At 31.5% G+C, this 26,069-nt stretch carries 26 protein-coding genes; 2 read left to right on the top strand and 24 right to left on the bottom strand.

Annotation, left to right across the window (positions count from 1 at the left end):
* Window positions 1–7 precede the first annotated feature (7 nt).
* The 4 genes from Q4Q16_RS05910 to Q4Q16_RS05925 all read right to left on the bottom strand — a co-directional run bounded on the left by Q4Q16_RS05910 (window position 8) and on the right by Q4Q16_RS05925 (window position 9,655).
* Window positions 8–3,004: a hypothetical protein gene (locus Q4Q16_RS05910; RefSeq protein ID WP_303346803.1), complete on the bottom strand. Its 2,997-nt coding sequence runs from the start codon at window positions 3,002–3,004 to the stop codon at window positions 8–10.
* 106 nt (window positions 3,005–3,110) lie between these two features.
* Entirely contained in the window at window positions 3,111–5,720 is a 2,610-nt protein-coding gene (locus Q4Q16_RS05915; protein WP_303346804.1) for a hypothetical protein, read from the bottom strand.
* 50 nt (window positions 5,721–5,770) lie between these two features.
* Complete coding sequence (locus tag Q4Q16_RS05920) at window positions 5,771–7,387, bottom strand: hypothetical protein (RefSeq protein ID WP_303346805.1); 1,617 nt, start codon at window positions 7,385–7,387, stop codon at window positions 5,771–5,773.
* A gap of 1,116 nt (window positions 7,388–8,503) precedes the next feature.
* Window positions 8,504–9,655: an aldo/keto reductase gene (locus tag Q4Q16_RS05925; protein WP_303346806.1), complete on the bottom strand. Its 1,152-nt coding sequence runs from the start codon at window positions 9,653–9,655 to the stop codon at window positions 8,504–8,506.
* A 283-nt stretch (window positions 9,656–9,938) separates the two neighbouring features.
* On the opposite strand from Q4Q16_RS05925, the gene Q4Q16_RS05930 reads away from it, so the two are divergent.
* Window positions 9,939–10,964, top strand: coding sequence for an ATPase (locus Q4Q16_RS05930; RefSeq protein WP_368660214.1), 1,026 nt, complete (start codon window positions 9,939–9,941; stop codon window positions 10,962–10,964).
* 4 nt (window positions 10,965–10,968) lie between these two features.
* Window positions 10,969–11,151 (top strand): hypothetical protein, encoded by a 183-nt coding sequence (locus Q4Q16_RS05935; protein WP_303346808.1) that lies wholly within the window; start codon window positions 10,969–10,971, stop codon window positions 11,149–11,151.
* A 71-nt stretch (window positions 11,152–11,222) separates the two neighbouring features.
* Here Q4Q16_RS05935 and argH read toward each other — a convergent pair whose 3' ends face one another.
* The 20 genes from argH to Q4Q16_RS06035 form a co-directional block, all read right to left on the bottom strand.
* A complete protein-coding gene (argH, locus tag Q4Q16_RS05940; RefSeq protein ID WP_303346809.1) occupies window positions 11,223–12,644 on the bottom strand; it encodes an argininosuccinate lyase in 1,422 nt (473 codons plus the stop codon).
* 68 nt (window positions 12,645–12,712) lie between these two features.
* Window positions 12,713–12,865 carry a 30S ribosomal protein S27ae gene (locus Q4Q16_RS05945; RefSeq protein WP_303346810.1) on the bottom strand — a complete coding sequence of 51 codons (153 nt, stop codon included), beginning with the start codon at window positions 12,863–12,865 and terminating at the stop codon, window positions 12,713–12,715.
* A gap of 8 nt (window positions 12,866–12,873) precedes the next feature.
* Window positions 12,874–13,191, bottom strand: coding sequence for a 30S ribosomal protein S24e (locus Q4Q16_RS05950; protein WP_303346811.1), 318 nt, complete (start codon window positions 13,189–13,191; stop codon window positions 12,874–12,876).
* Between the two features lie 18 nt (window positions 13,192–13,209).
* Window positions 13,210–13,716, bottom strand: a complete 507-nt coding sequence (locus tag Q4Q16_RS05955; protein ID WP_303346812.1) for a GTP-dependent dephospho-CoA kinase family protein — start codon at window positions 13,714–13,716, stop codon at window positions 13,210–13,212.
* A gap of 10 nt (window positions 13,717–13,726) precedes the next feature.
* A complete protein-coding gene (gene spt4 / locus Q4Q16_RS05960; RefSeq protein ID WP_303346813.1) occupies window positions 13,727–13,903 on the bottom strand; it encodes a transcription elongation factor subunit Spt4 in 177 nt (58 codons plus the stop codon).
* A complete protein-coding gene (locus Q4Q16_RS05965; RefSeq protein WP_303346814.1) occupies window positions 13,900–14,484 on the bottom strand; it encodes a DNA-directed RNA polymerase in 585 nt (194 codons plus the stop codon). Before Q4Q16_RS05965 ends, spt4 begins: the two co-directional genes overlap by 4 nt.
* A gap of 36 nt (window positions 14,485–14,520) precedes the next feature.
* Window positions 14,521–14,913, bottom strand: coding sequence for a PIN domain-containing protein (locus Q4Q16_RS05970; protein WP_303346815.1), 393 nt, complete (start codon window positions 14,911–14,913; stop codon window positions 14,521–14,523).
* Window positions 14,914–14,923: 10 nt separating this feature from the next.
* Complete coding sequence (locus Q4Q16_RS05975) at window positions 14,924–16,138, bottom strand: translation initiation factor IF-2 subunit gamma (protein WP_303346816.1); 1,215 nt, start codon at window positions 16,136–16,138, stop codon at window positions 14,924–14,926.
* Between the two features lie 62 nt (window positions 16,139–16,200).
* Entirely contained in the window at window positions 16,201–16,584 is a 384-nt protein-coding gene (locus Q4Q16_RS05980; protein WP_303346817.1) for a 30S ribosomal protein S6e, read from the bottom strand.
* Window positions 16,585–16,623: 39 nt separating this feature from the next.
* Complete coding sequence (gene infB, locus Q4Q16_RS05985) at window positions 16,624–18,414, bottom strand: translation initiation factor IF-2 (protein ID WP_303346818.1); 1,791 nt, start codon at window positions 18,412–18,414, stop codon at window positions 16,624–16,626.
* A gap of 38 nt (window positions 18,415–18,452) precedes the next feature.
* Window positions 18,453–18,905, bottom strand: a complete 453-nt coding sequence (ndk, locus tag Q4Q16_RS05990) for a nucleoside-diphosphate kinase (protein ID WP_303346819.1) — start codon at window positions 18,903–18,905, stop codon at window positions 18,453–18,455.
* The gene (locus Q4Q16_RS05995; RefSeq protein ID WP_303346820.1) at window positions 18,902–19,063 is read right to left on the bottom strand and encodes a 50S ribosomal protein L24e; all 162 of its coding nucleotides are present in this window, start codon (window positions 19,061–19,063) and stop codon (window positions 18,902–18,904) included. The genes ndk and Q4Q16_RS05995 overlap by 4 nt, the downstream gene beginning before the upstream one ends.
* A gap of 14 nt (window positions 19,064–19,077) precedes the next feature.
* Window positions 19,078–19,284 (bottom strand): 30S ribosomal protein S28e, encoded by a 207-nt coding sequence (locus tag Q4Q16_RS06000; protein ID WP_069573256.1) that lies wholly within the window; start codon window positions 19,282–19,284, stop codon window positions 19,078–19,080.
* Window positions 19,285–19,313: 29 nt separating this feature from the next.
* Complete coding sequence (gene rpl7ae, locus Q4Q16_RS06005) at window positions 19,314–19,682, bottom strand: 50S ribosomal protein L7Ae (RefSeq protein WP_303346821.1); 369 nt, start codon at window positions 19,680–19,682, stop codon at window positions 19,314–19,316.
* A gap of 484 nt (window positions 19,683–20,166) precedes the next feature.
* The gene (locus tag Q4Q16_RS06010) at window positions 20,167–20,367 is read right to left on the bottom strand and encodes a histone family protein (protein WP_303346822.1); all 201 of its coding nucleotides are present in this window, start codon (window positions 20,365–20,367) and stop codon (window positions 20,167–20,169) included.
* Between the two features lie 246 nt (window positions 20,368–20,613).
* Window positions 20,614–21,810, bottom strand: coding sequence for a threonine synthase (gene thrC, locus Q4Q16_RS06015; RefSeq protein ID WP_303346823.1), 1,197 nt, complete (start codon window positions 21,808–21,810; stop codon window positions 20,614–20,616).
* 38 nt (window positions 21,811–21,848) lie between these two features.
* Window positions 21,849–22,946, bottom strand: a complete 1,098-nt coding sequence (locus Q4Q16_RS06020; protein WP_303346824.1) for a tryptophan--tRNA ligase — start codon at window positions 22,944–22,946, stop codon at window positions 21,849–21,851.
* Between the two features lie 98 nt (window positions 22,947–23,044).
* Window positions 23,045–23,560, bottom strand: coding sequence for a tRNA-intron lyase (gene endA, locus Q4Q16_RS06025; protein WP_303346825.1), 516 nt, complete (start codon window positions 23,558–23,560; stop codon window positions 23,045–23,047).
* A gap of 86 nt (window positions 23,561–23,646) precedes the next feature.
* Window positions 23,647–24,360 (bottom strand): metal-dependent transcriptional regulator, encoded by a 714-nt coding sequence (locus Q4Q16_RS06030; RefSeq protein ID WP_303346826.1) that lies wholly within the window; start codon window positions 24,358–24,360, stop codon window positions 23,647–23,649.
* 139 nt (window positions 24,361–24,499) lie between these two features.
* Window positions 24,500–26,069: transglutaminase domain-containing protein (locus Q4Q16_RS06035; RefSeq protein WP_303346827.1), on the bottom strand; the 1,570-nt coding region annotated here is incomplete at its 5' end.

Here is a 26,069-nt window from a genome sequence, read left to right on the forward strand (position 1 = left end):
AAACCCCCTACTTTTTAACTTTTATCTCCATATTTAAACTATCTTTTAAGTAATTAACTTGATAGTTATACTTTTTACCTACTTTAAGCTTTTTAATAGTATTCTTATTAATTTTAAATATAGCAATACCATTTTTATTAGTTTTAACCGTGTATTTTTTACCCTTGAATTTTAAAGTTATTTTTTTACCTTTAAGATATTTTTTGTTTATTTTTTTCAAAGAAACTTTAATTTTGAGTGTTTTCGCTGATTTTTTAACATTCAAATTTTTAGCTTGAAGTATACTATTTACCTTGACTTTACTAGTTATTTTGACTCCTTGATATTGGGCCACAACAGAATATTTTGTAGATTTTGGAGGTAAATTTATTTTAACACTAGCATAACCTTTATTATCTGTTATTGCAGTTGTTTTTTTACCGTTGATAATTAAAGTAATTTTTTTACCAATAACAGGAGTGCCACCAGCAGTAACATGAACTTTATATTTTAAACCGCTTGTATAAAGCATGTTAATGTTATTTGCCTTTAAAACAGGTTTAGGGACAGAAAACTTAGCGTTGATGCTAAATTGATTGTATTTTCCATTACCTTGATAAGCAACAATAGCATTATATTCTCCAGGCATCAAATCATAGATTTTAAAACTCGCACTACCATTAACTAATGATTCAATATATTCTTTACCATTAATTATAAGGGTTACATTGCCATAAACATCATTAGGTAAATGAATTTCAAAATTAGGATTTGTATGATTAACTACCAGAATGTTTATTTCATTAGATGAAATATCCCATTTTTCAACTGTGACATTAATTAGTTGTGAATGGGAATGATACTTATCATTTCCATTATAAGTTACATTTACATAATTAATTCCAGCAACTGAAGATGAAATATTAATGATTGTGCATTCCCCAGCAATATTTATTAAGTAATTTTCATTAATAGATAAATTACCTGATGCATCTTCAGGCAAACTTATTTCTATAGTTATATTTTCTCCAATTTTAACAACACTTTGATTTGAATTAACGGCCATTATTGGCATTTGTTTATCAACATATATTGTTTCCTTTTTTATTTGACTATCCCAAAAATCATCCCCCGAATATCTTAGAGATATTGAGTTAAAACCAGTATTTAACAAAACAGAAACAGCTATAATATTTTCACCAGAAACATTATTAATTGATAAATTTTTATCCCCAGCGGCAACTATTATCCTTCCTGAAGCATTTAAAGGAAGTGAAACAGTGATATTGATTTCATCTCCAATAGTAGGTTTTAATGGTTTTGTGATGTTTATATTTGGATAAATTTTGTTTACAAATATTTTAATGTATTTAGTTTGACTTAAATACTTTTTATTACCTGAATAGATTACAGTAATATCATTTTCACCAGAATTTATCAATGAGAGAACATCTATTTCAATATTTTGACCATAACATTCTTTTGTAATATTTTTGTTTCCAGAAAGAACTGTGATATTTCCTGAAGCATCTTTTTCCAGCAAAACTGTTATATTTAAAGATGTATCTGTAATGTAACTCTTAGCAGGAGTAACAACCATCATGTCTTTGTTAATTTTTGATATTGTCCAATTAGTTGAATCAAAACCATATACATGATTTTCTGTGTCAATAATGCTTACATCAACTTGATAATTCCCTGCAAGTAATTCATCAGGAATTGTGAAATTAAATACGGATAAATCATTTGACTGGGCTTCATAAGTTTTATTATTAACTGTAATATTGACAATTCCATTGATAGATTGTGGCAATATTACAGTAATTGTCTGTTCATCACCAACATATATTTGATTTGCAACTACATTTACTCCATTTTTAAATTCCAATATAATTTCCTGTGAATCTAATTCAATTTCAATAGAATTATCTTTAGAATTACTTTTATAAACTAAATTAAATGCGCCATTTTTTAGAATTGTGGTTTTTTGTATTTCTCCTGTTCTTGATGAAATTTTTACATCCATCGGATTTAACAATTCAATTCCATCAGATGTGCTGTCATTCCAGGTTAATTTACCTATGATTTCATAAGTATCATTTCCCAAATAATGTTCATGTGCAGAAAAAACTGCATATTTAATTAAGTTTGCTTTAGCTTGAATAGACAAACCACTTAAATCAAGTGCATTATAATATAAATATTCATCAATTCTATTAGAACCTAACCACACTTTATTATAAGTGAGATTAAGACTACCCTTTGATGGAATTCCAATAAATAAACTATTTGGAATAATACAATATTCAAAATCAATCATTAATCCATCATACCAACGATTAAGTGAAATATAATATGTGTCTATAAAATTACAACGTATAAATTTCTTATCAAACTGATTAGAAAACATCATTGTATCATTGAAACCTCTGAATGTGCAATTATAAAGTGTTCCTAAATTTGCCATTCCTTTAAAAACATTAAAAGTAGGTTTACTTCCAGAAACTGAAGAAATTGAAGTGCAATTTGATCCGTCAAAGATAAGATTTGAAAAAGTGAAATTTCCATTAGAAGAAATTAATCCAAAAGAAGCATGGCACCCATCTTTATTTTCTAAGTTTTTGATTAAAACTTTTCCCATTCCGTTTATTAATAGATTGCTTGTGTTAAATTTTAAATCTGAATTTAAGTAATATGTCCCGTTATAAACATTTATTTCGACGTTTTCTTCCCCTTTTAAATTATTACATGCAATTTGAAATGATCCAAATGGATTATCATGTGTTCCATTTCCCCCATCATTCGTTTTATTTTGACCTACATAGATTATGTGAGAATCCCTATCTTGTGAAACTATTTGATTATTTTGTGTGATTTCTAAATTATCACATCCCTGTTCATTTACTCCGCAAAATTGTGTTATAATCTCTGTCGTTGTATCATTCAAATCTGATGCAGAAACCATGTTCATTGAAATTAGTATTGAAACTAATATAATTAAACAGAAAATTCTTTTAAAATACATAATTCTCAATTCCTCCATTTGATTTTAAGCATACCACAATACTTATAAACATGAATTTTTTTAATTATAAAAAAAAAATAAAATAAAAATAGAGAAGCTTAATCCTCTATTTTTTAACTGTTAATTTTATTCCTTTTTTGGTTACTGCTTTGTATAGATTGTTTCCTGCAAATTTGATTGTTGAAGTATGTTTACCTTTTTTAGATAATTTGGTTATTTTAAAGGTTGCTTTACCTTTGGAATTTGTGGTTGCCTTGTAGGTTTTTCCTTTAACTTTTAAAGTAACTTTTGCTTTTTTAATTACTTTTCCTTTATTATCTTTCAAGGTTATTGTGTATTTTTTGGTTTTTGTTTTTGCTTTAAATGTAGTTTCTTTAGCAATTATTTTTGGTGTTGCTTTACTTACACTGACTTTTGCGGTGTTTGATGAGTCTGCGTAAATTGTGTCTTTTGCAAATGTGAATTTTGCTGTGTAAGTTTTTGGAGTTAACTTTGATATGTCAACTGCAACTTGACCTTTAGTATTTGTAGTTAAAGTTTTTGAAATTGATCCGACTTTAACGGATACTTTTTTATTTGCTAAAATATTACCATTAACATCTTTTAAAGTAATTACTAATTTTTTAGCTACATTGTATATAGTGCTTACTTTTGGTGAAGTTAATGAAGATGCAATCTTATTTATAATTACCTTTGCAGTTGCATTGGATTTGACATAGGCATCATCACCAGCAAAAGCAATATTAGCAACATAAGTATTAGGAGCTAAAGTAGAAACATCAATACTAACTTGACCACTAGCATTAGTGGTTAAATTTTCATTGATAGTGCCTACAACAACATTAATTGTTTTATTAGCTAAAACTTCACCATTAGCAGTTAAAGTAACAACTAAATATTTAGCAACATTATATATGGTGGTTACATTAGTAGTTGTAATTGTTGTTTTTGCAGATGCAACAACATTTTTTACAATGCTTTTTGAATCATATTTTTCATTGCCGTTATAGGTAATGTTGACCACATTGGCTCCAGCTACAAAATTATTTATGTTAATCACATCATTAACATTGAATGTTATGGCTTCATTTTCCCCTATTTTTATGGATACAGTGCCATTAGCATCATTAGGTAAGTTTAGAGTTACAGTTGCATTATCTCCAAGATAAATAGAGTCTGTGACTGTTGCATCAAATTCATAATTTGAAACTTTTGAAACTGTGATTGTGGTTGTATTAAAACCATAAATGGTGCAATTTTCATTGTCAATCTTATCAACAAATGTTACATTTACATCATAAGTTCCAGCAGGCAAAACATCAGAAATATCGATTGTGACTACACTTGTAAACTCAATATCTTTCTTATAAGTTTTGTTATTAACTGTAACATAAATAACACCATTGTATTCGCTTGGCAAGGTTACAGTAATATTTTGTTTATCTCCATAAGTAATGCTAGGAGAGTCTAAAGATATATTTATACTTTGGAATTCAATTGATTCAACAGCATTATCTAATGTTGCAGTAATTTTATGACTTGCTGAATTACTAGTATACAATACTTTAAAAGTACCATTTTCTAAAATAGCTGTTGTTTGATTTAAGTCACCAGTATCTGACATTAATAATACGGCCATGTTCCCTAAGTTTCCAATTCCATCAGATGAAGTATCATTCCACAATAATTTTCCAATAATTTCATAAGTTTTATCACCTATTTTTTCTTCAGAAATTGAAAATATTGCATATTTATTTATATTCATTCCAATGTATTCACCAATATTACCTGCTTCATGATAAAAAAGATAACTTGGTAATAAATTCTGACTAAACCAACAATTATTCATAGTATAATTTTTAGAAGAGGAACCCAAATCCAAACCAAGAATATTAGTTAGATTAAATATACAATACTCAAAACTAACATTATTTTTGCATACTCCAAAATACCCAGTTTTTTCTATATTCCCTTCAAATTTACAACGATTAAATGAAAATTTATTATTATGTACAACATTATTATTTAGTGTATTTTGAGGCAACATAGAATAATATTGCAAAAAAGTACAATTATTAAATATAACATCATTACTGCTTAAACCATTGTAAAAAATGAAGAAATAAGTTGTTCTTTTAGGATTTGGTGTAATTAAATTAGATTGGGTCCAACCTGATCCATCAACAATAATATTTGACATTGAAAAAGTTCCATTAAGAGATGTTAAACCAAACGATTGTTTTGACCCATCGACTGTACTAGTTCCTTTAATATTATATTGATTTTTAATTATTACATTACTGTTGATTCCTTGAATATGAATATTACTACAGTTAAATTTCAAAATTGAACCTAAATAATATGTTCCTTCATAAACATTTATAGTGACATTTGCTTTTTCATCATTGACTCCATCACATGCTAAAGAAAAATTTTTATAAGGATTTTCTGGAGATCCATCTCCATTTTCTTCATTTTGACCAACATAAATCACATGAGTTCCATTATTAAATTCAGAACCTTGTGATAGAATTTCATCATCATTTGAATCTAAATTCAAAGAAGACAAATTAATTTCTGAAATATCATTAATAATATTTTGATTGTTGCTTTCTAAAGTACTGTTGAAATTCATATCTTCAGTTGCAGAAATAGAACTAATAGAAAACAGCACAATTAAAAGCAACCCTATAATAAATATGTTTTTAAAATTCATAAAAATCAAAAAAAGAGAATATTTTTGGAAATATTCTCATCTAAATTGAACTAAGGGTTACTACCCACATAATTATTAGTTCCTTGAATATAAACTGTCTCATTACCCTCAAACACATAACCTGAATATGTAGAAAATAGTGTATTGCCATAAACAGAGCTGTTAATAGCATTCATTATATAAATTGTATACTTACCATTTTCAACTTCAATATTATTATTAATAATAATATAAGTATGGTCTCTAGGACTATATTGGCAGTAACTTATACCATACACATTATAATTATTACCATAACTACCCACATTATTAACACTAATCGTATTACCTGATACATATGCATAGTCATCTTGTAATTCCATACCAGTAAGTAAATCCCAATTAGATGAAGTACCTTTACCAGTAACAGAAATAGTATTGCCAGTTACAGTTATGTTTGTTTCACCATCATAGTTTTGGGAATAGATTGCAGTATTCGGACCATAATTTCGAGTGGTTAAAACATTATTAGATACTGTTACTCCGGTGTATGGGCCAGTGAATTGCACACAGTATGCTGCACCAGTTCCATTACCTCCAACATATCCGCCAGATTGATTTGCATTCATATTTATAGTATTATTATGAACGTTGACATTGTTTGATCTATAAACATCGACTCCGTAAATGTAACTGTATTGATTTGAAGCAGTTATAATATCTTTTTCGGTTATGATATTTTGACCGACATATGAGTTATGTGATTGCCAAATGATTAATGCGTCTAATGTTGGATAACTTCCAGAACGAAGGTTGCCAGTTACATCTAATTTATTTTTTGTAAAATTGAAATAATTTGAATCTCCTACTGCAACACCAGCCACATAATCTCTTTCAAGACCAGTATTTGAGTACTCTACAGTTTTTAAAGGCAAAGTTGCAGTTATATTATTGCTATCAACTTTTACATTAGAACTGTTTTTTACTTTGATTGCGTAATTATATTTATTTTCATTTGCATATCCGCATTGATATGTAATTGCACAATTTGATATTCGAGTATTATTTGCATTTAATACATCTATTGCATAACAGTTTTTGTTGGATGGTGCACTAACATTAATGTTTACATTATTAATTGTAATGCCATTAGCACCTGCATAAACAGCCGCTTCATTTGGAGCACCTGTAGTCATTGTGAAAGTTGCACCATCAATACTTAATCCAGGATATAATAATTTAAATCCTACATTGTTAAAGTTTGCATTTCCAAAACTTAATACTACATTCCTGTTAATTATAAAGTTCGCAAAACCAACATTGTTGAAGTTACCTGAAAATTGTAAACCTGTAGGAGCAGAGCTTTTAATATATCCATTACTATCAAAATATGTTGAAATAGTAGTTGGAGTTACTTGATTCTGACTTCCCCTTGTTTCATTTATTTTTTCATCTGCAACAACATCATCACTATTATCGCCGATTTCTGAATCAATCAGTTCATCAATGATATTATCACTAGTGCCATCTTCTTCTAAAACATCAACTGAATCTGCTATATCATTCGTTACAATAATATCTGCATCATCAGGTACCACAATGTTGTCAACATCTGTTGCACTAGCTGCACTAATGCAACATATTAACATGACAAACATTAACAGACAAAGTTTCTTATTAAACTTCATTGATTAACCTCTTTTTTTGAATTTTTAAAATGCAAATTTTTTTCTAGAAAATTTGCAAAAACTATATAATTTCAAAAAAGGAGTGAACCATTTTCCCCTGAATTATATCAATCTCACAGATTTTTGAGTTCGAATAGAACCCCCCTTGAAATTATTAAAATTAAGCCTTAATTAATGTTAGTTTCTTAAAGTAAACCTAATAATTTTTAAAGCTTAATTTAGTAAAGTTTAATTGATTAAACATACATATTTTATGGTATATCATACTAGTATATATAAACCTTTCTAATTATCAATTATGATTGAATTTATTAAAAGCTTACAAAATTACAAAATACCCTATATAATTTTTGTAAAAAGCAAAGATAACACTGTTAAGATATTTTTTAAAAACAAACCGTATAAAATAAGTGTTATCAGGAATTTAGATAACAATTCATTCATATTATAAAATCTATCTTAAAAAACATATTTTACGGATATAATTCTGTTGATGAAAAAAACAGTAAAATATAAACTGTTTTAAACAGATGAATATATATTAATCAAGAGTATAAGGACGAGTAAAAGATGTAAAAGACAAGACATCAGAGCAGCATTTTGTGCAGATTAAAAAGTCTATAAAAAATCAATGAATCCATCATTTAATAATCCGATGATGAGAATTGAACTTCAATTGACTATATATCCCCCAACAATACGCACCAAGTAATTGGTTTTATAGAAAATATCATAATCATTACATTTCTATGGGAAATAATGTCATTAATCTCTTCAATTGTCAAGGGATATGAGTTTTCCCAGACTATGAATTCAATGGAACTTGAGAATATTTCATAACTTCCATGTACTAATGCATTGATAATTGCCTCACGATAGCTTTAATTGAAAATTCCCAACCATTTATTCTTTTGGTTCATTAAATGTAATTCAGAACTAGTGTTATTTTAAAAATGTTTTCAAACTAAATCAAAAATATTGAAAGTGAACAGCTTGAGTCCAGTTGCCAATTGCATCAGGCACACCTGTTGTCTCAGCAAATATATTTTAGATGTGCCAAATCCTAAAATCAGCATTTAAACTCCATTGTCTAAATTTAAATATTGCATATCTCACCTACAAGTCAAATAAATCCTGTGCATCAAGCATTATATCTACAATATGAACATTAAACGGACATCGCTCTTCGCAGTCCCCGCATGCAATACAGTCAGTTGCATTATATTCCAAATTGTTATAATGTTCCTTAACACTTTCAGGAACATTATCATGATTTTTTGCAAGGTCAAAGAATTTGATTACCATCGAAATATCGATTTCGGAATTACAGGGACTGCAATGGCCGCAATATGTACATTGTCCTTTAAATGAATGCTTTGGAGCATTTTTTAAAACATCAGCATAATCCTTTTCTTCTTCAGCCGCATCACAGTATTTTAATGATTCGTTAAGTTCAGAAACATCATTTACACCAACAAAAATGCTTGAAACTCCTTTTTGTTCTAATGCATAGTGAATACATTGGACAGGAGTTAATGCAACACCGAACGGGGAAGTTTTATCATCCAGCAAATTTCCACCTGCAAATCCTTTCATTACAGTTAATGCAGTTCCTGTTTTTTCACACAATTCATATAACTGAGCTCTTTTAGGATTGATGGAAGCCAATTCATCATCATCAAAAGCATCCTCTTTTCTGTATTCCTCAATGTCATCCATAGAACCGAACATGTCAAATGCCGGGTTGATTGAAAACATTAATGATTCAATTTCAGGATTTTGAGCGGCCAAAAACCCGATATCAGGGTTGTGGGTACTTAATCCTATGTGATCTATTGTTCCGTCCTCTTTTAATCTGCGGACATAATCCATAAAAGGACCGTTCATTATCCCGTTATAATCATCGGCCAAATCAACATAATGAATCATTCCAAAATCAAGCGTGTCGATTTGAAATCTTTTCATAAAGTCTTCAAAAGCAGGAACCACCTTATCCATCTCACGTGTTCTGACATATTGGTTATTTTGCCAGGTTGCTCCGATATGGCCCTGAATTACCCAATTTTCACGATTAGGTTTAATGGCCCTTCCTAAATGGGAACGCACATCCGGTTCGCTCATCCAACAGTCAACAAAATTAATTCCATTTTCTTCACATGCTTTAATTAAGCTATGGGTATCTTCATAAGGTCTTTCAACTAAATATTCAGCACCAAATGCTATCTGAGATACTTCAATACCAGTATTACCTAACTTTCTATATTTCATTTAATTTTTCCCTCAAAATAGTATTATATTTATTTCCCATTAAGTATTTTATCTAATTTCAGGATTAAAGAATGATAAGGCGAAAACATGATGCTTTTTTTAAATCCCAACTTTCATCAAATGCAAAATATCCCCTATTATTTAACATTATAATATTACCAGGATATCAAACAGGATAAGAATGTTTACTAAAACCAGCAAGTATCTTCCATTCAAGCAGCAAAATTAATATAAAAACATTAATTAACGTTTAACCTACATAATTCTAATTAATATTTAAAATGTGAAAGCCATGTATACAGAAGAATTTATTTTAAATGAAATCAGCGCCATAAGAGATGACATTGGTCATGATAAAGTCAATATCTTTATTGAAGAGATTTATTTTAATGAAAATACCAATGAATTATGGATTATTACAGAGGACAGACCAGATAAATCCGCCATTATTGGAAAAGGAGGATGGGTTGTTGGAAAGCTTAGGGAAAAATTAGGTCTTGAAAGCATTCATGTTGAATCATATGGTGATTTTTTAAATAAAGAATATAAGCTAAAGCTATCAAAAAAAACCGTCAACAGCCTCAATTCAGATTTAATCGGATTGGAAAACTTGAAAAAAGCTATTGATGATAAATTATCCAACATTTACAGTTTTAACTTTGAAAATTATATAAATGAAAATGAATTTGTAGAGTCAGATAATCATGAAGCGGCAGTTGCCCTGTCAGGCGGTGTTGACAGCAGCTTTTCACTAATTTTGGCTAAAAAGCTTGGTTTTAATCCGATTGCAGTTACTGTTGATCCGGGAACAATTATCCTGCCTAATCAGTTTAAAAGAAATATTAAAGTTCTATGTGATAAATTAGACATTGACCATGAATATATTGAAAGTGACTATTCAGAAATCATAAAAGAATCATTTACAGGCAATGTCCATCCATGCGGAAGATGTTCTAAAAACACATCAGAAATTGTAAAGGAATATGCAAAGTCAAAGGAAATTCCGATTATTATCTTTGGAGATATGCTTGCAACCGGCAGTCAGTGCATCAATTTACAGGAAGACTCATTATATCGCCTGAATCTTCCAGCAAGTTTATGCGTCAGCAAGCAGGAGATAAAATCCCTAATAGTAAACTATAATTTGTCCGCTTTTAAAGGATTTGGCTGTCCGCTTCTCTATGAAGTCCACAGAAAGTTTCCATATATGAAAAAATTCTCAATACAGAGAATTCTTAGAGAAACACGTTCAAGTGCACTTGAACCGGGTGAAGCATTAGATTTAATATGGAGTTTCTACAACATTTAATTATATGATGCACAAAATTTGTCCTAGATGCGGATCTAGAAAAGTAAAATGGATTATACCGCAAAATTGGTCTCAATGGATCTGCTATGACTGTGATTATACAGGACCCATCATTGAGGGCAATGAGGATTTGGCCGAACAGATTCAGGAAAATTACAAAAAGTCCAAAAAAGAAGAAAAAGAATAAAATAAAGCATTATGATTAAGAAATGACTTCTTAATATAAATTACTTTATTCATCAATAAACAGAAATATGATTAAATTCCATGTTTTTCAAATTCCGCATTTAAAAAATCTTTAATATTACGGCGTGCAGTTTCAACCATTTCCGGCGCAGGTCCGCCAGGAACAGATCTAATTCTTACATTTTCAGCAGGATTTAAAGCTCTCTGAATTAAATCATCAGCTAAATTTAATTTATCGAATCCCAATTCAACTGCAACATCGTCAATAAATTTAGAAGTTATGTCCTCTTCAGCCATATTATTTTCTGTTGCTTCATTAACAATCCTTCCAACAATTTTATGAGCAGTTCTAAACGGAATTTGTTTTTCACGAACCATAATGTCTGCCAAATCGGTTGCAGTAGCAAAATTCTTACCTGCAAGCTCAGCACACCTGTCTGTTTTGAATTCAACAGACAACAACATTTTAGTTACAATAGATAATGTATCCTGAGTTACCTTAATAGAATTCCATAAGTGAGGAGTGATTTCTTGTAAATCCCTATTGTATGTGTATGGAATAGCTTTAAGAATAGTTAAAATAGTGACTAATTCGCCATTGACAATTGCACATTTGCCTCTTGCAAGTTCGGCCACATCAGGATTTTTCTTTTGAGGCATAATAGAAGAAGTGGATGAGTATTCATCAGCCATTTCAATAACGCCGAATTCATAAGTGCTCCATAAAACCAATTCCTCACAAATTTTGGACAAGGTAGTGCACAAGGACACCAAATCAAAAACACTCTCAGCAATAAAATCCCTTGCTGAAACACCATCCATTGAATTTTCCAAGTAAGCGTCGAAACCTAATAAATCGGTTGTCAATTGCCTGTTGATTGGAAAACTGGTAGTTGCCATTGCAGCAGAGCCTAATGGGTTTAAATTGACACGTTTATAAGTATCCCCTAAACGTTCATAATCCCTTTTAAGTGCCTGCACATGCGCCATTAAATGATGGGCAACTGTAATCGGTTGAGCATGCTGCAGGTGAGTAAAACCGATAAAGACATCTTCCAAATGCTCACCGGCCATTTCAACAAGACCTTCCATAAATTCCAAAATACCTATCTGAATTTCAGAAATTTTTTCTCTTAAAACCAATCTGACATCACAAGCCACCTGATCGTTACGTGATTTAGCAGTATGCATAAAACCTGCTTCAGGACCAATTTTGGAAGTAACATAATTTTCAATAGCCATATGAACATCTTCAACAGAATGGTCAAATACTAACGCAACGTAACCCTCTTCTTTAAGAGAATCAAGAGCGCATAAAATTTTATCTGCAATTTCCTCATCAACAATACCTTCATGTTTAAGCATTGAAGTATGTGCAAAATTAGTTTTGATATCCGCTTCAAAAAGAAGCTTATCTGCTTCAAGAGAGGAAGTATAAATAGTAGCTTCATCAGTCATTCCAGTTTTAAAACGACCATTTCTAATATTATCCACAAAAATCCCTTCCTAAAAATGATTAAAAAATAAAAATAAATAAAAAAAGAAAATAAAAGTTAAAAATCTTATTTTTTCATTTCAGTGTATCCGCATTTACCACAAGCGAACCTGTCACCGTGGTCAGCCATGAATACACCTTCACCACAACGAGGACAAATAGGATTTTTTCTCTCAACTTTATTCCCATCTACAGTGTAAAGACTAGATTTTCTTACCATAAAATCACCTATTCTTCTGATTCTGCTTCTTCATCAGCAGCGTCTTCAGGTTCTTCATTTTTAGCTAATACATGTTTAGCTTCAATGTATTCCAAATCATCTACAGTGTCATAAACTTTAGCATAACCTAAAGCTTTAGGTTCACCGTAGTGAGGTTGTACATTATCAACAACGAGTAATTCTTTTTTGGTGTTTAATAAAGCAACTAATTTAGATTTAACATCTAAGATTTTAGGAGTTGCTTCACCGTCATAATCAACATAAAATTTAACTTCTTTTCTATTAAATAATTTATTTTCCTTTTCTTCAATAAATTCAATTTCCATAATAATACCTCATTTAATTTATTCTTCAATAAATCCATCAATAAGCTTTTGAGCTTTATTTTTTAAATCAGAAACTTTTAAAAGCACCAAACCTTCATTAGGTTGACCATATAAAATGGTAGTTTCCGGATTTGCCATTATGATACAAGGAAGAACTGCAAGATCTTCTTCCCCCGCCACATCAATTACATAACACTCGCCAGGGTTAGATAATTCAAGAGCTTTGCCTATGGTTTCCCATAGATCATCAGTAATAGTTCCTGCCGGATTATCGGCCTTTAAAATGTGATCTGCACGTATAACATCATGAGTATGATTTTTTCTTTGAATTAAATTATCAATTATACCAATATTCGGATATAATTCATATTTAGTAAGATTATTGAATGTTGCATCACCAACAGAAATTAAAAACTTAGAAGATCTGATTTCTTCAATAGCATCTTCAAAGTTAGGATATAATTTGCCTAAAGGTCTTTTAAGTTCAAACATTATATCTTCGTTTTCTGTATCTAAGCGTAACACAATAAAACCTCTATCTAACTCTTAAACAGTATTCGCCCGGAACAGTAATATTTAATTCGCGAGCAACTTTTGATTCTTCAGGATCAGTTATAATTAAAAGACCGCTCCAATTATCAGAAGTCGGATTTCCACAGTTAGGACAATGATCATTATTTGAAATCATTTTACAAGCAGTACAAGCCTTCATGTTTTACCCTTCTTACTTTTTTGTTTAGCTTCTTCAATCCATTCGAATCTGCCTAAATTATTTTGTCTCATTGTAAGACCGATTTTAGAATTCCTGCTATTTTCATTATTATTGCTAGATTCATCTTTAATAGAAAGACTGACGACTCTAGCTCTAACTAAATCTCCTTCTTCTAAAACCTTATTAGATTCTCTTGCGATTAAAGCGCCTCTTTTAGCATCATAAGTAATGTAATCATCAGTTACCTGGGAAACGTGTATTAAACCATCCATAGGTCCAATTCTCACAAATGCTCCAAAATCAACAATTTCAATTACTTCACCATCAACTACTTCAAATTGTTCTGGTTTAAAGAAAATTGCTTCGAAAACAACATCATGGTAGGTGGCACCATCACCAATAATGAGTTTACCTTCGCCGATTTCAACAATATGATTAACACAAATGAGCAATCCTAATTTCTTATCTAAACGACCACCATAAGTTTCGTTTAAAGTTTGAATAGCAACTTGTTCAAGAGGATATTCAAATCTGTAAGGTGGTATTCTTACAGTATCCCTAATCTTTGTTCTATAATACAAAATAATCCCTCATTTCATTAATAAGTTTAATTAATATTATATTTTACCTTCAACAGCAATATATTTTTTTTGTCTTAAATATGCAACGGTTATACCTTTCTTTTTTGCACGATTTTTTAATTCAATATCATTCGTAGCTAAAACTTCTGAAACTCTAAGCAATCCATCATCCACAGTTTCATTTTCAAGTAATGAAATATCCTTTATTTCAACTTTTGAAGAATTAGCTAATTTCAAGGCCATATTAGCATTTAACCTTATATTTCTATTTTTATTTCTTTTCAAACCCTTCAATTCATTGATAACAAAGCTTGGAGTTGTTAATTTATAAGAAGGTAATAAATTTTCAAGTTCACTGATAACATCAACATTGAACTGAAAAGGAACCATAAAAAAATTGGCATCTATTACAACTTCTTTAGAATCCATTACTTTCCCTCTACTTAATAATACCGTAACCAATCAATCTCCAACGAGCTCCAACCCTACGGCTTAAAGCCACTCTATCACCAGAGCTTGCACATACCGGTAACTTAAGAACAACTTCAACGTCTTTTTTCTTGGTAGATGTGACAACACCGATTGTAGTTGTAGTTCCGCAATTAATCATCAAAGGCTCTTTAATTTTAATTGGAGCAACTTCACGTTCCTCTTTAGTACCAACAACACGATCAAGTAAATTAACATCCATTTTGAAACTGTCCAATATTTCAGGCAAAGTACCTTCCTCACCGGCGACAGTACCTGACAATGAATCTGATTTAGTTAATGACGGATCCAATTTAGTCGCAATAGCTATAAGGCCACCAGGACCAATTTCTTCAACTTGCTGACCATTAGCTTCAAGGCCGATAATTTCTGAGGTTAGAGTAATTCTTTTACCATCATTAGTAGGGCCAGGTCTAATTTCAATAGTGTCTCCAAGTTTAAATTTACCTTGAATCAAAGTACCTCCGATGACTCCTCCTTTGATTTTTTTAGCACCTGAACCTGGCTTATTAATATCAAAAGACCTTGCCACATGCATTAATGCAGTGTCATCAACATTCCTTTCCGGAGGTTGGATTTGTTTAAGCATTGTTTCAATTAGTATATCAACATTAGCTCCTTGTTGAGCAGAAACAGGTATTATCAAAGCATCTTCAGCACAAGTGCCTTTAACAAAATCCTTAATTTCGTTATAACTTTCAATAGCTCTTTCTTTTGAAACAATATCGATTTTATTTTGAACTACGATAACATCTTTAACACCAATAACGTCAAGTGCCATTAGATGCTCTTTAGTTTGTGGCTGTGGGCAAGTTTCATTTGCAGCAATAACCAAAACTGCACCATCCATAATTGCGGCACCAGATAACATAGTTGCCATAAGAGTCTCGTGACCTGGAGCATCAACAAATGATACTTTTCTAATTAATTCAGTTTCACTTCCACAGATTTCACATTTATCAGAAGTAGTGTAACATTCAGGTTCGCCACAGTTAGGACATTTCCTAAATTCGATATCAGCATAACCTAAACGAATGGAAATACCTCTTTTTGTTTCTTCACTGTGAGTATCAGTCCATATTCCTGATAATGCTTTAGTAAGAGTGGTCTTACCATGATCTACGTGACCAACTAAACCAATGTTAACATCTGACTGTATGTTCACAGATAACCACCTTTTTAATAATTTTAATTCGACTTAAAAGTAAAATAAGAAAAATAGTAAAACTATTCTTCCTCTTCTTCACCAGCACCAAGAATATCAGCTATTGATTTACTTCCAGCTTGAGTAACTACAGTGTTGATTTGTACAATATCTTCAGCAATAGTGTTTCCTCTAACAGTTTTTCTTCTTTTAACACCATCAGCTTTAGGATGATAACCGATACCACCAGTTAATAAACTTTTGATTCTTCTAGTACCTGAAACATCTTTTTTCATAGCAAAACCGTTTTTATCACTACCACCAGTAATTTTTAAGGTATAGCCATCCAAACCAACGATTCCACCATCAAATTCATCGCCAATGACTAAACCATTGAAAACTTTTGTTTCATCAACTTCAATTTGATGAGTTTCAGCATTTTGAGATACAACAACTTTGAATGCCATGGTATTCCTCCTTAATTATTTTTATATAATGTAAATTTATTATTCGAAAAGACCAAATTTTCCCCAATCAGGATCTTTTTTACGTTTGATTTCTACCAATTCATAAAGAGTTTCAAATTCATCTTCAGTTAATTTGTCTTTGAATTCTCTTTCAATGAATTTATAATGTTTTTCAGAAACATCAACGAACAGTTCGTCCCCTTCTTCGAAATGTTTTCCAACAAAAGCGTCTTTAATAGCCATAGCCACCCTTTGACCTCTTGAGATAGATGGTAATGTTTCACCTTTGTCTTCCATACTGGTAATCACACCAACATATTCGCCATTTTTATTAATTAATGTTTGACCTTGTTTAATTGTGCCGCTAATTGACTCGATTCCAATAATAGCAGGTTTACTTTGACGAAAAACTAACTTAGGCAATGCAACGAACTTCGCAGGTTTGACAATAGCATCATAAAATGCTTTCTTCTTAGCTCTTTCAAGTTCATCAGTCCACTCCTGATAATCTTCGATGATTTGATATATAACGTCACCTTTGAAAAGTTTAATATCGGAATTATTTAAATCATCAACGGAATTCGGATGAACATCTACATTAAAAGCGATTATAGCTCCATGTGCATCATTTTCATTTATTGCAATATTGGAGTTAATAATGTCCCTACGGCTTACATCACCAATATCCGCTTCGCGAATAGGAATATTCAATTCTTTTAGAAGTTTAACTACAGCTTCAAGAGAACCTAATGTGTCTGCTTTAACTAAAATACCTTCATCATCGGTATTGATAGTAATATCTTCAATTTCCTTTAAGAGTTCCTCTTCAACATTTTCATCATCGCTTAATACTCTAAGCGGTGAGCCGGAAACAACATCTTCCAAATTAGGAGCAGCTATCTTAATACCTGCAGCTGCAACAACTTCATCAAATTTTCTGAATTTCTTTTTAGAGTCTCTCATTTCTTCAAGTGGAAGGGGTCTTAAAATAGACCTGACTTTACTTGTTGAAACTTCATTTGAAGAATTGATAAAAGCGATTTCGTCATTAGTTCGTAAAACACCGTCATAAATAATACTATCAATAGTGAGGCCTAATCCTACTTCTTCTTTAACTTCCAGTATAGTGCCCTTAGCAGGAGCATTTTCATTGATTTCCAGCTGTTCTGTTAAATACTCTTGAGCCAATCCAAGTAACATTGCCAGTACTTCTATAATGCCTTCACCGGATTTAGCACTAATAGGAATAATACTAATCTGTGAAGCAAAATTACTAACTCTATCAAATCTTTCGGATTGGAAACCTTCTTTGTGAAGCTCACCAACAAGCTCATAGACTTTTATGTCCAACTCCTGTTTGACACTTTGAGCCTGATTACTGTAAGATTCTTTAAAAGAAGAATGCTCATGTGTTTCCCAACCAAAAATTCTATCTATTTTATTAGCTACAACAATAAATGGAGTCCTGTACATCTTAAGAATATTCAATGCTTCGAAAGTTTGCGGTTTGAACCCATCATTAATATCAACAATTAAAACTGCTAAATCAGCTAATGCACCCCCACGTTTTCTCAAACTGGTAAATGCAGCATGTCCTGGAGTATCAATAAAGAATAAACCTGGTATTAAATCTTTGATAGTTAGTTTTGATATAAAATTTCCACAGATTTCTTCAATAGTATCATTTGGAATCTCAGTAGCACCAATATGTTGAGTAATACCTCCTGCCTCTTTATCTGCAATGGTACTTCCTCTAATATAATCTAACAATGTAGTTTTACCATGGTCTACATGTCCTAAAACTGATACAATCGGGGATCTGATTTTCATAATATCGTCTTTGATAATAAATTTTCTAAAATCTAAATTTATTCATAAATTAAATCGTTATCAACAATTTGATAATCGCAAATTTCATTTTCATTAAAGAAAAGGCCAATTTCTCTTTCAGCAGATTCAGGAGCATCAGATGCATGGATAATGTTTCTGCCTGTATCCATAGCAAAGTCTCCTCTAATAGTTCCAAGGTCTGCTTCTAAAGGATTGGTTGCGCCAACTAATTTCCTAATAGTAGTAATAGCTTCTTCTCCTTCAATTACCATAGCTAATGACGGTGAAGAAGTAATGTATTCAACTAAACTTGGGAAAAATGGTTTTTCAGCATGTTCTCCATAATGAGTTTTTGCTAACTCTTCATCAATTTGAATTAATTTACAAGCAACAATTTTGAGACCTTTTTGCTCAAAACGAGACAAAATTTCACCCATAAGACGTCTTTGAACAGCGTCGGGTTTCATCATTACAAAACTTTTTTGAATCATTCTTTAACCCATTTAACTTTTCTTGGAACTCTTCCAAGCTTAATCATATTTTTTTCACATTTACTGCTACAAAAGAAATAAATTGAGCCATCTCTTTTGACGTACATTTTACCTGTACCTTCTTCAATTTCTTTATTACAGAATGAACAGATTCTCATGTTCTTACACCTTCTTAAGGAGTTCTAATTTCCTTAGCTTCTCTAATAGTATCAAGTAACATTAAAATGTCGCCTTCTCTTACAGGTCCCATAATGTTTCTTGTTAAAATTCTTCCTTTATCTCTACCATCGAGGATTCTGCATTTAATTTGCATTACCTCACCAGTCATACCAGTTCTTTTTAAAACTTTAATGACTTCAGCAGGAGTTCCTTCTTCCATGTAAATCACCATGATTCAATTAAAAGAATTTATTCTTTTAATTCAGCAACTTTTTCAGCAATTTCAGCAACAGCAGCTTCAGCATCACCAGCATCTACAATACATGCGGATGCAGTTCCAACAGTTAAACCAGCAGCTCCACCAACTTGTTCTTTGGTAGGTAAGTAAACGTAAGGAATTTCTTTTTCATCAGCTAAAACAGGGATGTGTGCAACAATTTCAGCAGGATCAACATCTTCTGCAATAACAACTAATGCTGCATCTCCTCTTTCGATGAATTTGGTTACTTCGTTAGTACCTTTTGCTACTTTACCAGTATTGTACGCGGTTTCTAATGCTTCTTCAGCTTGCTTAGCTAATTCTTCAGGTGTGTCAAATTTTACATAAATGTTTGCCATAAAATATACCTCCTTTTTCATCTGGCTATGCCATCCATCGGCAGATATTATAATTCCTTGAATTATAATATTCGTAATTATATATAGTTATATTATTTTAACTATAGAAATTACTCAAATTATTCAATGAGCGAATAATTTTATAGTTTTTAATAATACTAATTCTTGAATACATTCATATATCACTAAATATAATCCCATTAAATAAAAAAAAGAGGGATTAAACTTTCAATACAAATACTTCTGAATTTCATATAATTTTTAGCAAAACTAAAAATAAAAATTTAGTAATTAATGAAATAATTCTAGAGAACTAGACATTATATAGATATGTTAACATACTATATAAATGTTTTTAAAAATAGGACAATATAAGCAATTTTTGAAAATAAATAAAATTCTTAATTATAAATAAAAATCAGACAATTTAAAAAAATGTAAAAGAGATAGTAAAAAATTACTATCGGGATGAACATCAGAAAATCTATTTGATTGCTAATTTTACATCTTCAGCTTTTACAGTTTTTCTACCAGCGTGACGAGCAAAACCTACAGCTTTACCTGCAATTTCATTTCCGTAATCTTCGATTGCTTCGGTTAAAGCAATTTTTGCATCATCACTTACTCTTTGTGCACCTGCGTTTTTTAATATTCTTGCTACAGGAGCGAATGGTAATTCTGTCATAATTAAACACCTCATTTTTTTGATAATAATAATTATAATTTGCTTATATATAAATATATTGGTGCATTAGTGTTAAATTTTGATAATTTCAACATTTAACACTACACTAAAATAACATGAAAATTGACATTAGTATCTTTAAAAATGTTTTTCATAGGTTAGGTTAAATAAAAAAAGTAAAATTTTAATTAACAATAAAAAGAATTAAAAGAAAAAATTAAAATAAAATGAGTTTTAAAGCCCAAATTATTTATTCATTAGAATTTTTCTTAAAGTGTCAATATCTGCATCCACCTGAGTAGGTTGAGTGCATGCATCAATGGCAGTATTAGGATCTTTTAATAAATGTCCTGTAACAACACAAGTTATGGTTTCTCCTTTGTCAACTACTCCTTCATCAACAAGTTTTTTAAGACCTGCAATTGAAGCTGCAGAAGCAGGTTCGACACCAATACCTTCAGTTCTTGCAAGCAACTTTTGTGCATCGAGTATTTCTTCATCACTTACAGTTTCAGAATAACCATTCGAATCATAAATTGCATTTAATGCTTTAATATCACTTACAGGAGCGCCAATACGGATGGCTGTTGCTATTGTTTCAGGATTTTCCACAGGAACAACCCTTTTATCTCCTTTTTTAAATGCATTTGTAACAGGACATGCTCCTTCAGCCTGAATACCAGTCATCATCGGCAACTCTTTAATAAATCCTGCATCGTAGAATTCTTTAACTCCCTTCCAGATTGCGGAAATGTTTCCGGCGTTTCCGACAGGTAAAATGATTCTGTCAGGAGATTGCCATCCCAAATCACGAACGATTTCATATCCTATAGTTTTTTGCCCTTCCAGCCTGTATGGATTAATTGAGTTTAACAAGTAAAGATGTTTTTCCAGTGCAAGAGCAGTCATTGCTTCGAGAGCTTCATCAAAGTTTCCATTAATAGACATTACTTCAGCCCCATGGAACATTGCCTGAGCCAGTTTTCCCAAAGCGACCTTGCCTGAAGGTAAAAATACAATACATCTCAATCCTGCACGGGCCGCATAAGCTGATAGGGATGCGGAAGTATTTCCGGTTGAAGCACAACCAACTGTGTGTACTCCAAGTTCCATTGCTTTTGTCATACCTACAGTCATTCCCCTATCCTTGAAACTTCCGGTAGGATTTGAACCTTCCACTTTAACATATAAGTTTACGCCAAGCTCCTCTCCCAGTTTGTCGCATCTGCAAAATGGGGTTCCTCCTTCATCAAGGGAAACGATTTTACTTTCATCTACAGGAATGCATTCTTTAAATTTCCACAAATTATCTTTTCTACCATCGAAAATATCTTTAGAAACATTGATTTCATTTACAAGCTCAAGTACGGATCCGCACTTTCCGCAAGTGTAAATTACTTCATCATCATCGTATTCTTCACCACAAGAAACACATCTTATCATAAAATCACAACCATATTTTTAATAATTATTAATAAACGTTATATTAAAGTTTTAGCTATTTCACGAGCTTCAACCTGTTTTTCTTTTAAGTCCTGCATAAACTCTTCCATCAGTTCTGCTGTTCTTACCTTACAGTCACCGCAGCGGAGAGTTCCATTTAGACAATCATGCCTTATTTTTTCAAGTTCACCGTCATCATCAATAAAATGATATAACATCATTTCATAAATCACACATTTATCTACTTCTCCACCAAGCTCCTGTTGCTCTTTTAAACTTTCCCTTCCACCGGTTTTAGCTGATTTTACTTTTTTAACAGCAGATTTTACATCATCGTTGAGATATATTGCAGTGGATGGTTTGGAGCTGCTCATTTTATCTCCGGTCAAACCGGTCAGGAATCTGTGATATGTAGATGCAGGAGTTAAAAATCCCAAATCCTCATGAAGCTTTTGAGCAATATCTCTTGTTAAACGAATATGAGGGTCCTGGTCTATTCCAACAGGGACAACAACCTTTTTTGGACCTCCAAATTCTTCAATCTGAGGAAGTAAAATATCTGCAACCTGAACTAAAGGTGCCTGAATATGGGCAATATTTGTAGACGGGCTGAAACCATAAATTGCTTTGAGCTGATTGAAATTGGTTTTACCGGCTGCTTTGAAAGCCAGATCCTGAAGAGGTTTATTTTGAGATTGAAGATAAACATTCACATTGTCCTTTTCAAGATCCAGACCAAGTGCAATCCAATTTGACAAATACTCATTAATTGCAATTTCACGGCCTTCTTCAAAACTCATTCCCCTGGCAGCATAGGATTCCAAATCTGCAATCGGAAGAGACAGCATTGCTCCTTTTTCCTGATACCATTTTAACTGGTCCACAATCATTTTATGACCTATATGCATTTGACCGCTTGGCATCATACCGGTTACAACTGCAAAATCTTTATTTTGATTGATTAAATTATTGATTTCACCAAATTCCCTATGTCCGAATATTACTCCTCTTTTCATTAATCTTTGAGGATTTTCAACTTCATTTAGGATGTCTGAAAATTTTCCAATACCAAACTGATTAACTAACTTATCATAATCTAAGCTAAATGATGCCCATGGATTAATTAAATCTGCCATATTATCACACACAATCACGTTAAATCATACTTATGATTAAAAATTATTACAATAAATTCATTCTATAATAAAAATATAATAGATTCCTTTAATTAAATCTAAGGTCGAGTCCATTCAATATTATAGTAGGTAATATCGAAATCATCATCTACAATAGCCAACAACAATTTTTTGTTAACACCATGTGAAACTCTAACATAACTTGCAAAATCAAGAGCATTAATCTCATAATTTTCAAAAATAATTTTAACTAAATAATCAGAATGTCCTTGTCCAGGACCTCTTCCACGATCATATAATCTAAATTCGGACCCATATTTAAAACCTGTTTTAATTACGAACCCACGATCCTTTAAATCACGATAAACAACATACTTCCCATATAAATCCTGTTCTTTTAAAATATCTATGATATAGCCAATACTGCATTCGGCATCATCTTCATAAATATCCAAACGATCTTTTTCTAATAAATAGCAAGCTTCAATTAAAGAAAGATTTAATGTATCAGCCTCAATTTTACCAAATAAACTTTTTTCATGTAAAGCAATCGGTTTTTTGCTTCCTTCTTCAATTTTAACAGAAACAATATCATTCGATAAATTACCACGCATTAAAACACCGTAAAAAGAAATAAATTATATTTAATGATATTATTTTGATAGAAATATTATATATATTTTTGTAAAAAAAAGAAAATTTAAATCCCAATAAAAATATTATTGGCCATTTCTACAGGAATATCAAGTTTTTTATCATCAACAGTAATCAGATAATGATTTTCACCATCATTATCATTGACTTCATATTTCAAATGAGCGCCAACACGAATATTCAAGTTTAAAATTTCATCTAAAAGTTCATCATTACCGCGAATAAATGAAATTGTTCCTTCAATATCAGAAGTCAATTCCGAAACTGACAATAAATTAAATTTTCTATTAATGATTTTATCAAAGTCTGTTTGAGAATAACATTCCTTACAACTGTTAAAATCAAAATCACAAGCAGGAATAACATTATTATCAGGACACAAATCAGGATTGTGCAACATAGTACATATTGCCCTTTCTGCTTCATCAGACAATGCATGCTCCATTTCACAAGCCTGAGAATGTATATTTTCCTCTTTGACTTTTAAAATATCCCTTAAAAATTTTTCTAAAATCCTATGTTTTCTAGTAATCTTTTGGGCTATTTTCATACCATCATCAGTTAAACTAGCTCCCTTATACGGAGTATATTTAATATATCCCAAATTTTCTAATTTTTTAAGCATTTGAGTTACGCTGCCAGGGGCAATCCCTAACTCATCAGATAATTTAGTAGTAGAAACCTGTTCCCTATTACTTCCATTGCGATAGAGAACCTCAAGGTATTCTTCAATATTTTCACTAATCTTACCATCAGCCATAATTTCACCTTGATTATTAATTGCAATTAGTTTATATTTAAATATTTCAAAGTATAAAAAGTTTTGGAATACCTAAAACTTATAAAAAAAAGCAGACACTGAGTGAAATCTTAAAAGAATAAAAAAAAGAAGTAGGAAATTAGAATGAAATACTATTATATATTCCTTTTAAGGTAAAGGAGTTTGTATTCCAATTTGCTACTTTTCCAAATGAATTTCTTGAGCTTGTTGCGTCAACAACACGCCATGTGTCACCAACTAACACTTGAACCCATACGTGACCGTATGTGCTTCCACTGGTAAATTTACATGTTCCGTGGACATATCTGGCTGCGAGTCCTGCATTTCTGTACATGGCAACTAATAAGTGTGAGTGATCTACACAGTTTCCTGCTTTGGCATTTAAAGTGCCTACTGCACCATATTTGGTGTTGTAATAGAAACTATAAGATAAAGTATCCCTTACATATTCAAATATCTTTTTAGCCTTGGCTTCATCAGAAGTTAAACCTTTAGTTAATGAATCAACCAGAGCTTTGATTTTAGGATCGTTTACCTGACAGTTAGTAGAAGCTTTAAGATATTTGGATAAATCAGCCAACTCATCACTTGTGGCTTTTTCGTTTAATCCAGTACCGGTAGCTCCTTCTCCTCCAGGTCCTGTAGAAATAATTTTTACAGTACCGGGCAAGCGATTATTAATATCATAGAAAGCCAAGATACGTGAAAATGCATCGACTACACCTGAATAACAGATTTTACCTAATTTAGAACTGGCATAATTAGGAGCTTGTTTATTAGTTTTCATATAGTTTGCAGTACTTTGGGCTACATGAATAAAGTTAGATTCATCCAAATCTGCATTAATAGTGTCTCCAGAAGGATTAGCTGGAGCAGCTATATTCTCAATTATAGTAATGTCCTTAGTATTGGAGTTACCTAATTGATAAATAGCCTGACTCATCAAATACAAGAATTCAGGCAATTTGAATACAACTCCACCTGCAGTAACAGTGGACGGCAATACCTTATTCTTTTCATAGTATGCCTTCAAGCTAGAAGCACCTTTAACAATATTTTTAATAGATATTGTTTTAGTTGAAGGCTGCGGTTTCATGTTACCGTCAATAGATACGGTAGCCGGTAATTTTTTATCAGCTTTATAACTGGATAAAACCTTAGCAAACAATTCTATTAAAGACTCGTACTTAATCTGACTATTACCTAAACTGGCGAAATTTGGAGCACGGCCATTGCCTACAATATAAGAACTTACTCTTTTTGCCACATCAACATATTGTGCAGTTGTTAAAGTACCTTTAAATGAACCGGAAGGATCAGCAGGATTGCCTGATGAAACTGGTTTAATTTGTGATGAAGCTTTGCCTGCATTAATCTGCTTGACAGCTTCAGCCATTAGATACAAGAACTGGGAAATTGAATAACTTACTCCAGCAACAGTAACTGTCTTTGGAATTGAACCTGTTGAACCAATAGTATTCTTTAAGTTATTAGCAGCAGCTACAATATCTGCAATTGATACAGAATCAGTGCCATTTGGGGTTGGTTTAGATAATGAATTGAAATCCACAAAGTTAGTTGCACCCCATCTGAATATGAATACACCGGAAGCTTTACTATCATATGCTGCTTTTGCATCAGTTTTAATGGCAGAAGCTGATAGTTTGGTAGGATTTGAATCAGATACA

Origin of the sequence: Methanobrevibacter sp. (assembly GCF_030539875.1) — an archaeon.
Taxonomy (GTDB): domain Archaea; phylum Methanobacteriota; class Methanobacteria; order Methanobacteriales; family Methanobacteriaceae; genus Methanocatella.

What these genes read in the sequence shown, in the direction of transcription:
- Q4Q16_RS05910 (WP_303346803.1), bottom strand. Translation starts at nt 3,004, where the DNA reads ATGTATTTTAAAAGAATTTTCTGTTTAATTATATTAGTTTCAATACTA.
- Q4Q16_RS05915 (WP_303346804.1), bottom strand. Translation starts at nt 5,720, where the DNA reads ATGAATTTTAAAAACATATTTATTATAGGGTTGCTTTTAATTGTGCTG.
- Q4Q16_RS05920 (WP_303346805.1), bottom strand. Translation starts at nt 7,387, where the DNA reads ATGAAGTTTAATAAGAAACTTTGTCTGTTAATGTTTGTCATGTTAATA.
- Q4Q16_RS05925 (WP_303346806.1), bottom strand. Translation starts at nt 9,655, where the DNA reads ATGAAATATAGAAAGTTAGGTAATACTGGTATTGAAGTATCTCAGATA.
- Q4Q16_RS05935 (WP_303346808.1), top strand. Translation starts at nt 10,969, where the DNA reads ATGATGCACAAAATTTGTCCTAGATGCGGATCTAGAAAAGTAAAATGG.
- Q4Q16_RS05945 (WP_303346810.1), bottom strand. Translation starts at nt 12,865, where the DNA reads ATGGTAAGAAAATCTAGTCTTTACACTGTAGATGGGAATAAAGTTGAG.
- Q4Q16_RS05950 (WP_303346811.1), bottom strand. Translation starts at nt 13,191, where the DNA reads ATGGAAATTGAATTTATTGAAGAAAAGGAAAATAAATTATTTAATAGA.
- spt4 (WP_303346813.1), bottom strand. Translation starts at nt 13,903, where the DNA reads ATGAAGGCTTGTACTGCTTGTAAAATGATTTCAAATAATGATCATTGT.
- Q4Q16_RS05970 (WP_303346815.1), bottom strand. Translation starts at nt 14,913, where the DNA reads ATGGATTCTAAAGAAGTTGTAATAGATGCCAATTTTTTTATGGTTCCT.
- Q4Q16_RS05980 (WP_303346817.1), bottom strand. Translation starts at nt 16,584, where the DNA reads ATGGCATTCAAAGTTGTTGTATCTCAAAATGCTGAAACTCATCAAATT.
- infB (WP_303346818.1), bottom strand. Translation starts at nt 18,414, where the DNA reads ATGAAAATCAGATCCCCGATTGTATCAGTTTTAGGACATGTAGACCAT.
- ndk (WP_303346819.1), bottom strand. Translation starts at nt 18,905, where the DNA reads ATGATTCAAAAAAGTTTTGTAATGATGAAACCCGACGCTGTTCAAAGA.
- Q4Q16_RS05995 (WP_303346820.1), bottom strand. Translation starts at nt 19,063, where the DNA reads ATGAGAATCTGTTCATTCTGTAATAAAGAAATTGAAGAAGGTACAGGT.
- Q4Q16_RS06000 (WP_069573256.1), bottom strand. Translation starts at nt 19,284, where the DNA reads ATGGAAGAAGGAACTCCTGCTGAAGTCATTAAAGTTTTAAAAAGAACT.
- rpl7ae (WP_303346821.1), bottom strand. Translation starts at nt 19,682, where the DNA reads ATGGCAAACATTTATGTAAAATTTGACACACCTGAAGAATTAGCTAAG.
- Q4Q16_RS06010 (WP_303346822.1), bottom strand. Translation starts at nt 20,367, where the DNA reads ATGACAGAATTACCATTCGCTCCTGTAGCAAGAATATTAAAAAACGCA.
- thrC (WP_303346823.1), bottom strand. Translation starts at nt 21,810, where the DNA reads ATGATAAGATGTGTTTCTTGTGGTGAAGAATACGATGATGATGAAGTA.
- Q4Q16_RS06020 (WP_303346824.1), bottom strand. Translation starts at nt 22,946, where the DNA reads ATGGCAGATTTAATTAATCCATGGGCATCATTTAGCTTAGATTATGAT.
- endA (WP_303346825.1), bottom strand. Translation starts at nt 23,560, where the DNA reads ATGCGTGGTAATTTATCGAATGATATTGTTTCTGTTAAAATTGAAGAA.
- Q4Q16_RS06030 (WP_303346826.1), bottom strand. Translation starts at nt 24,360, where the DNA reads ATGGCTGATGGTAAGATTAGTGAAAATATTGAAGAATACCTTGAGGTT.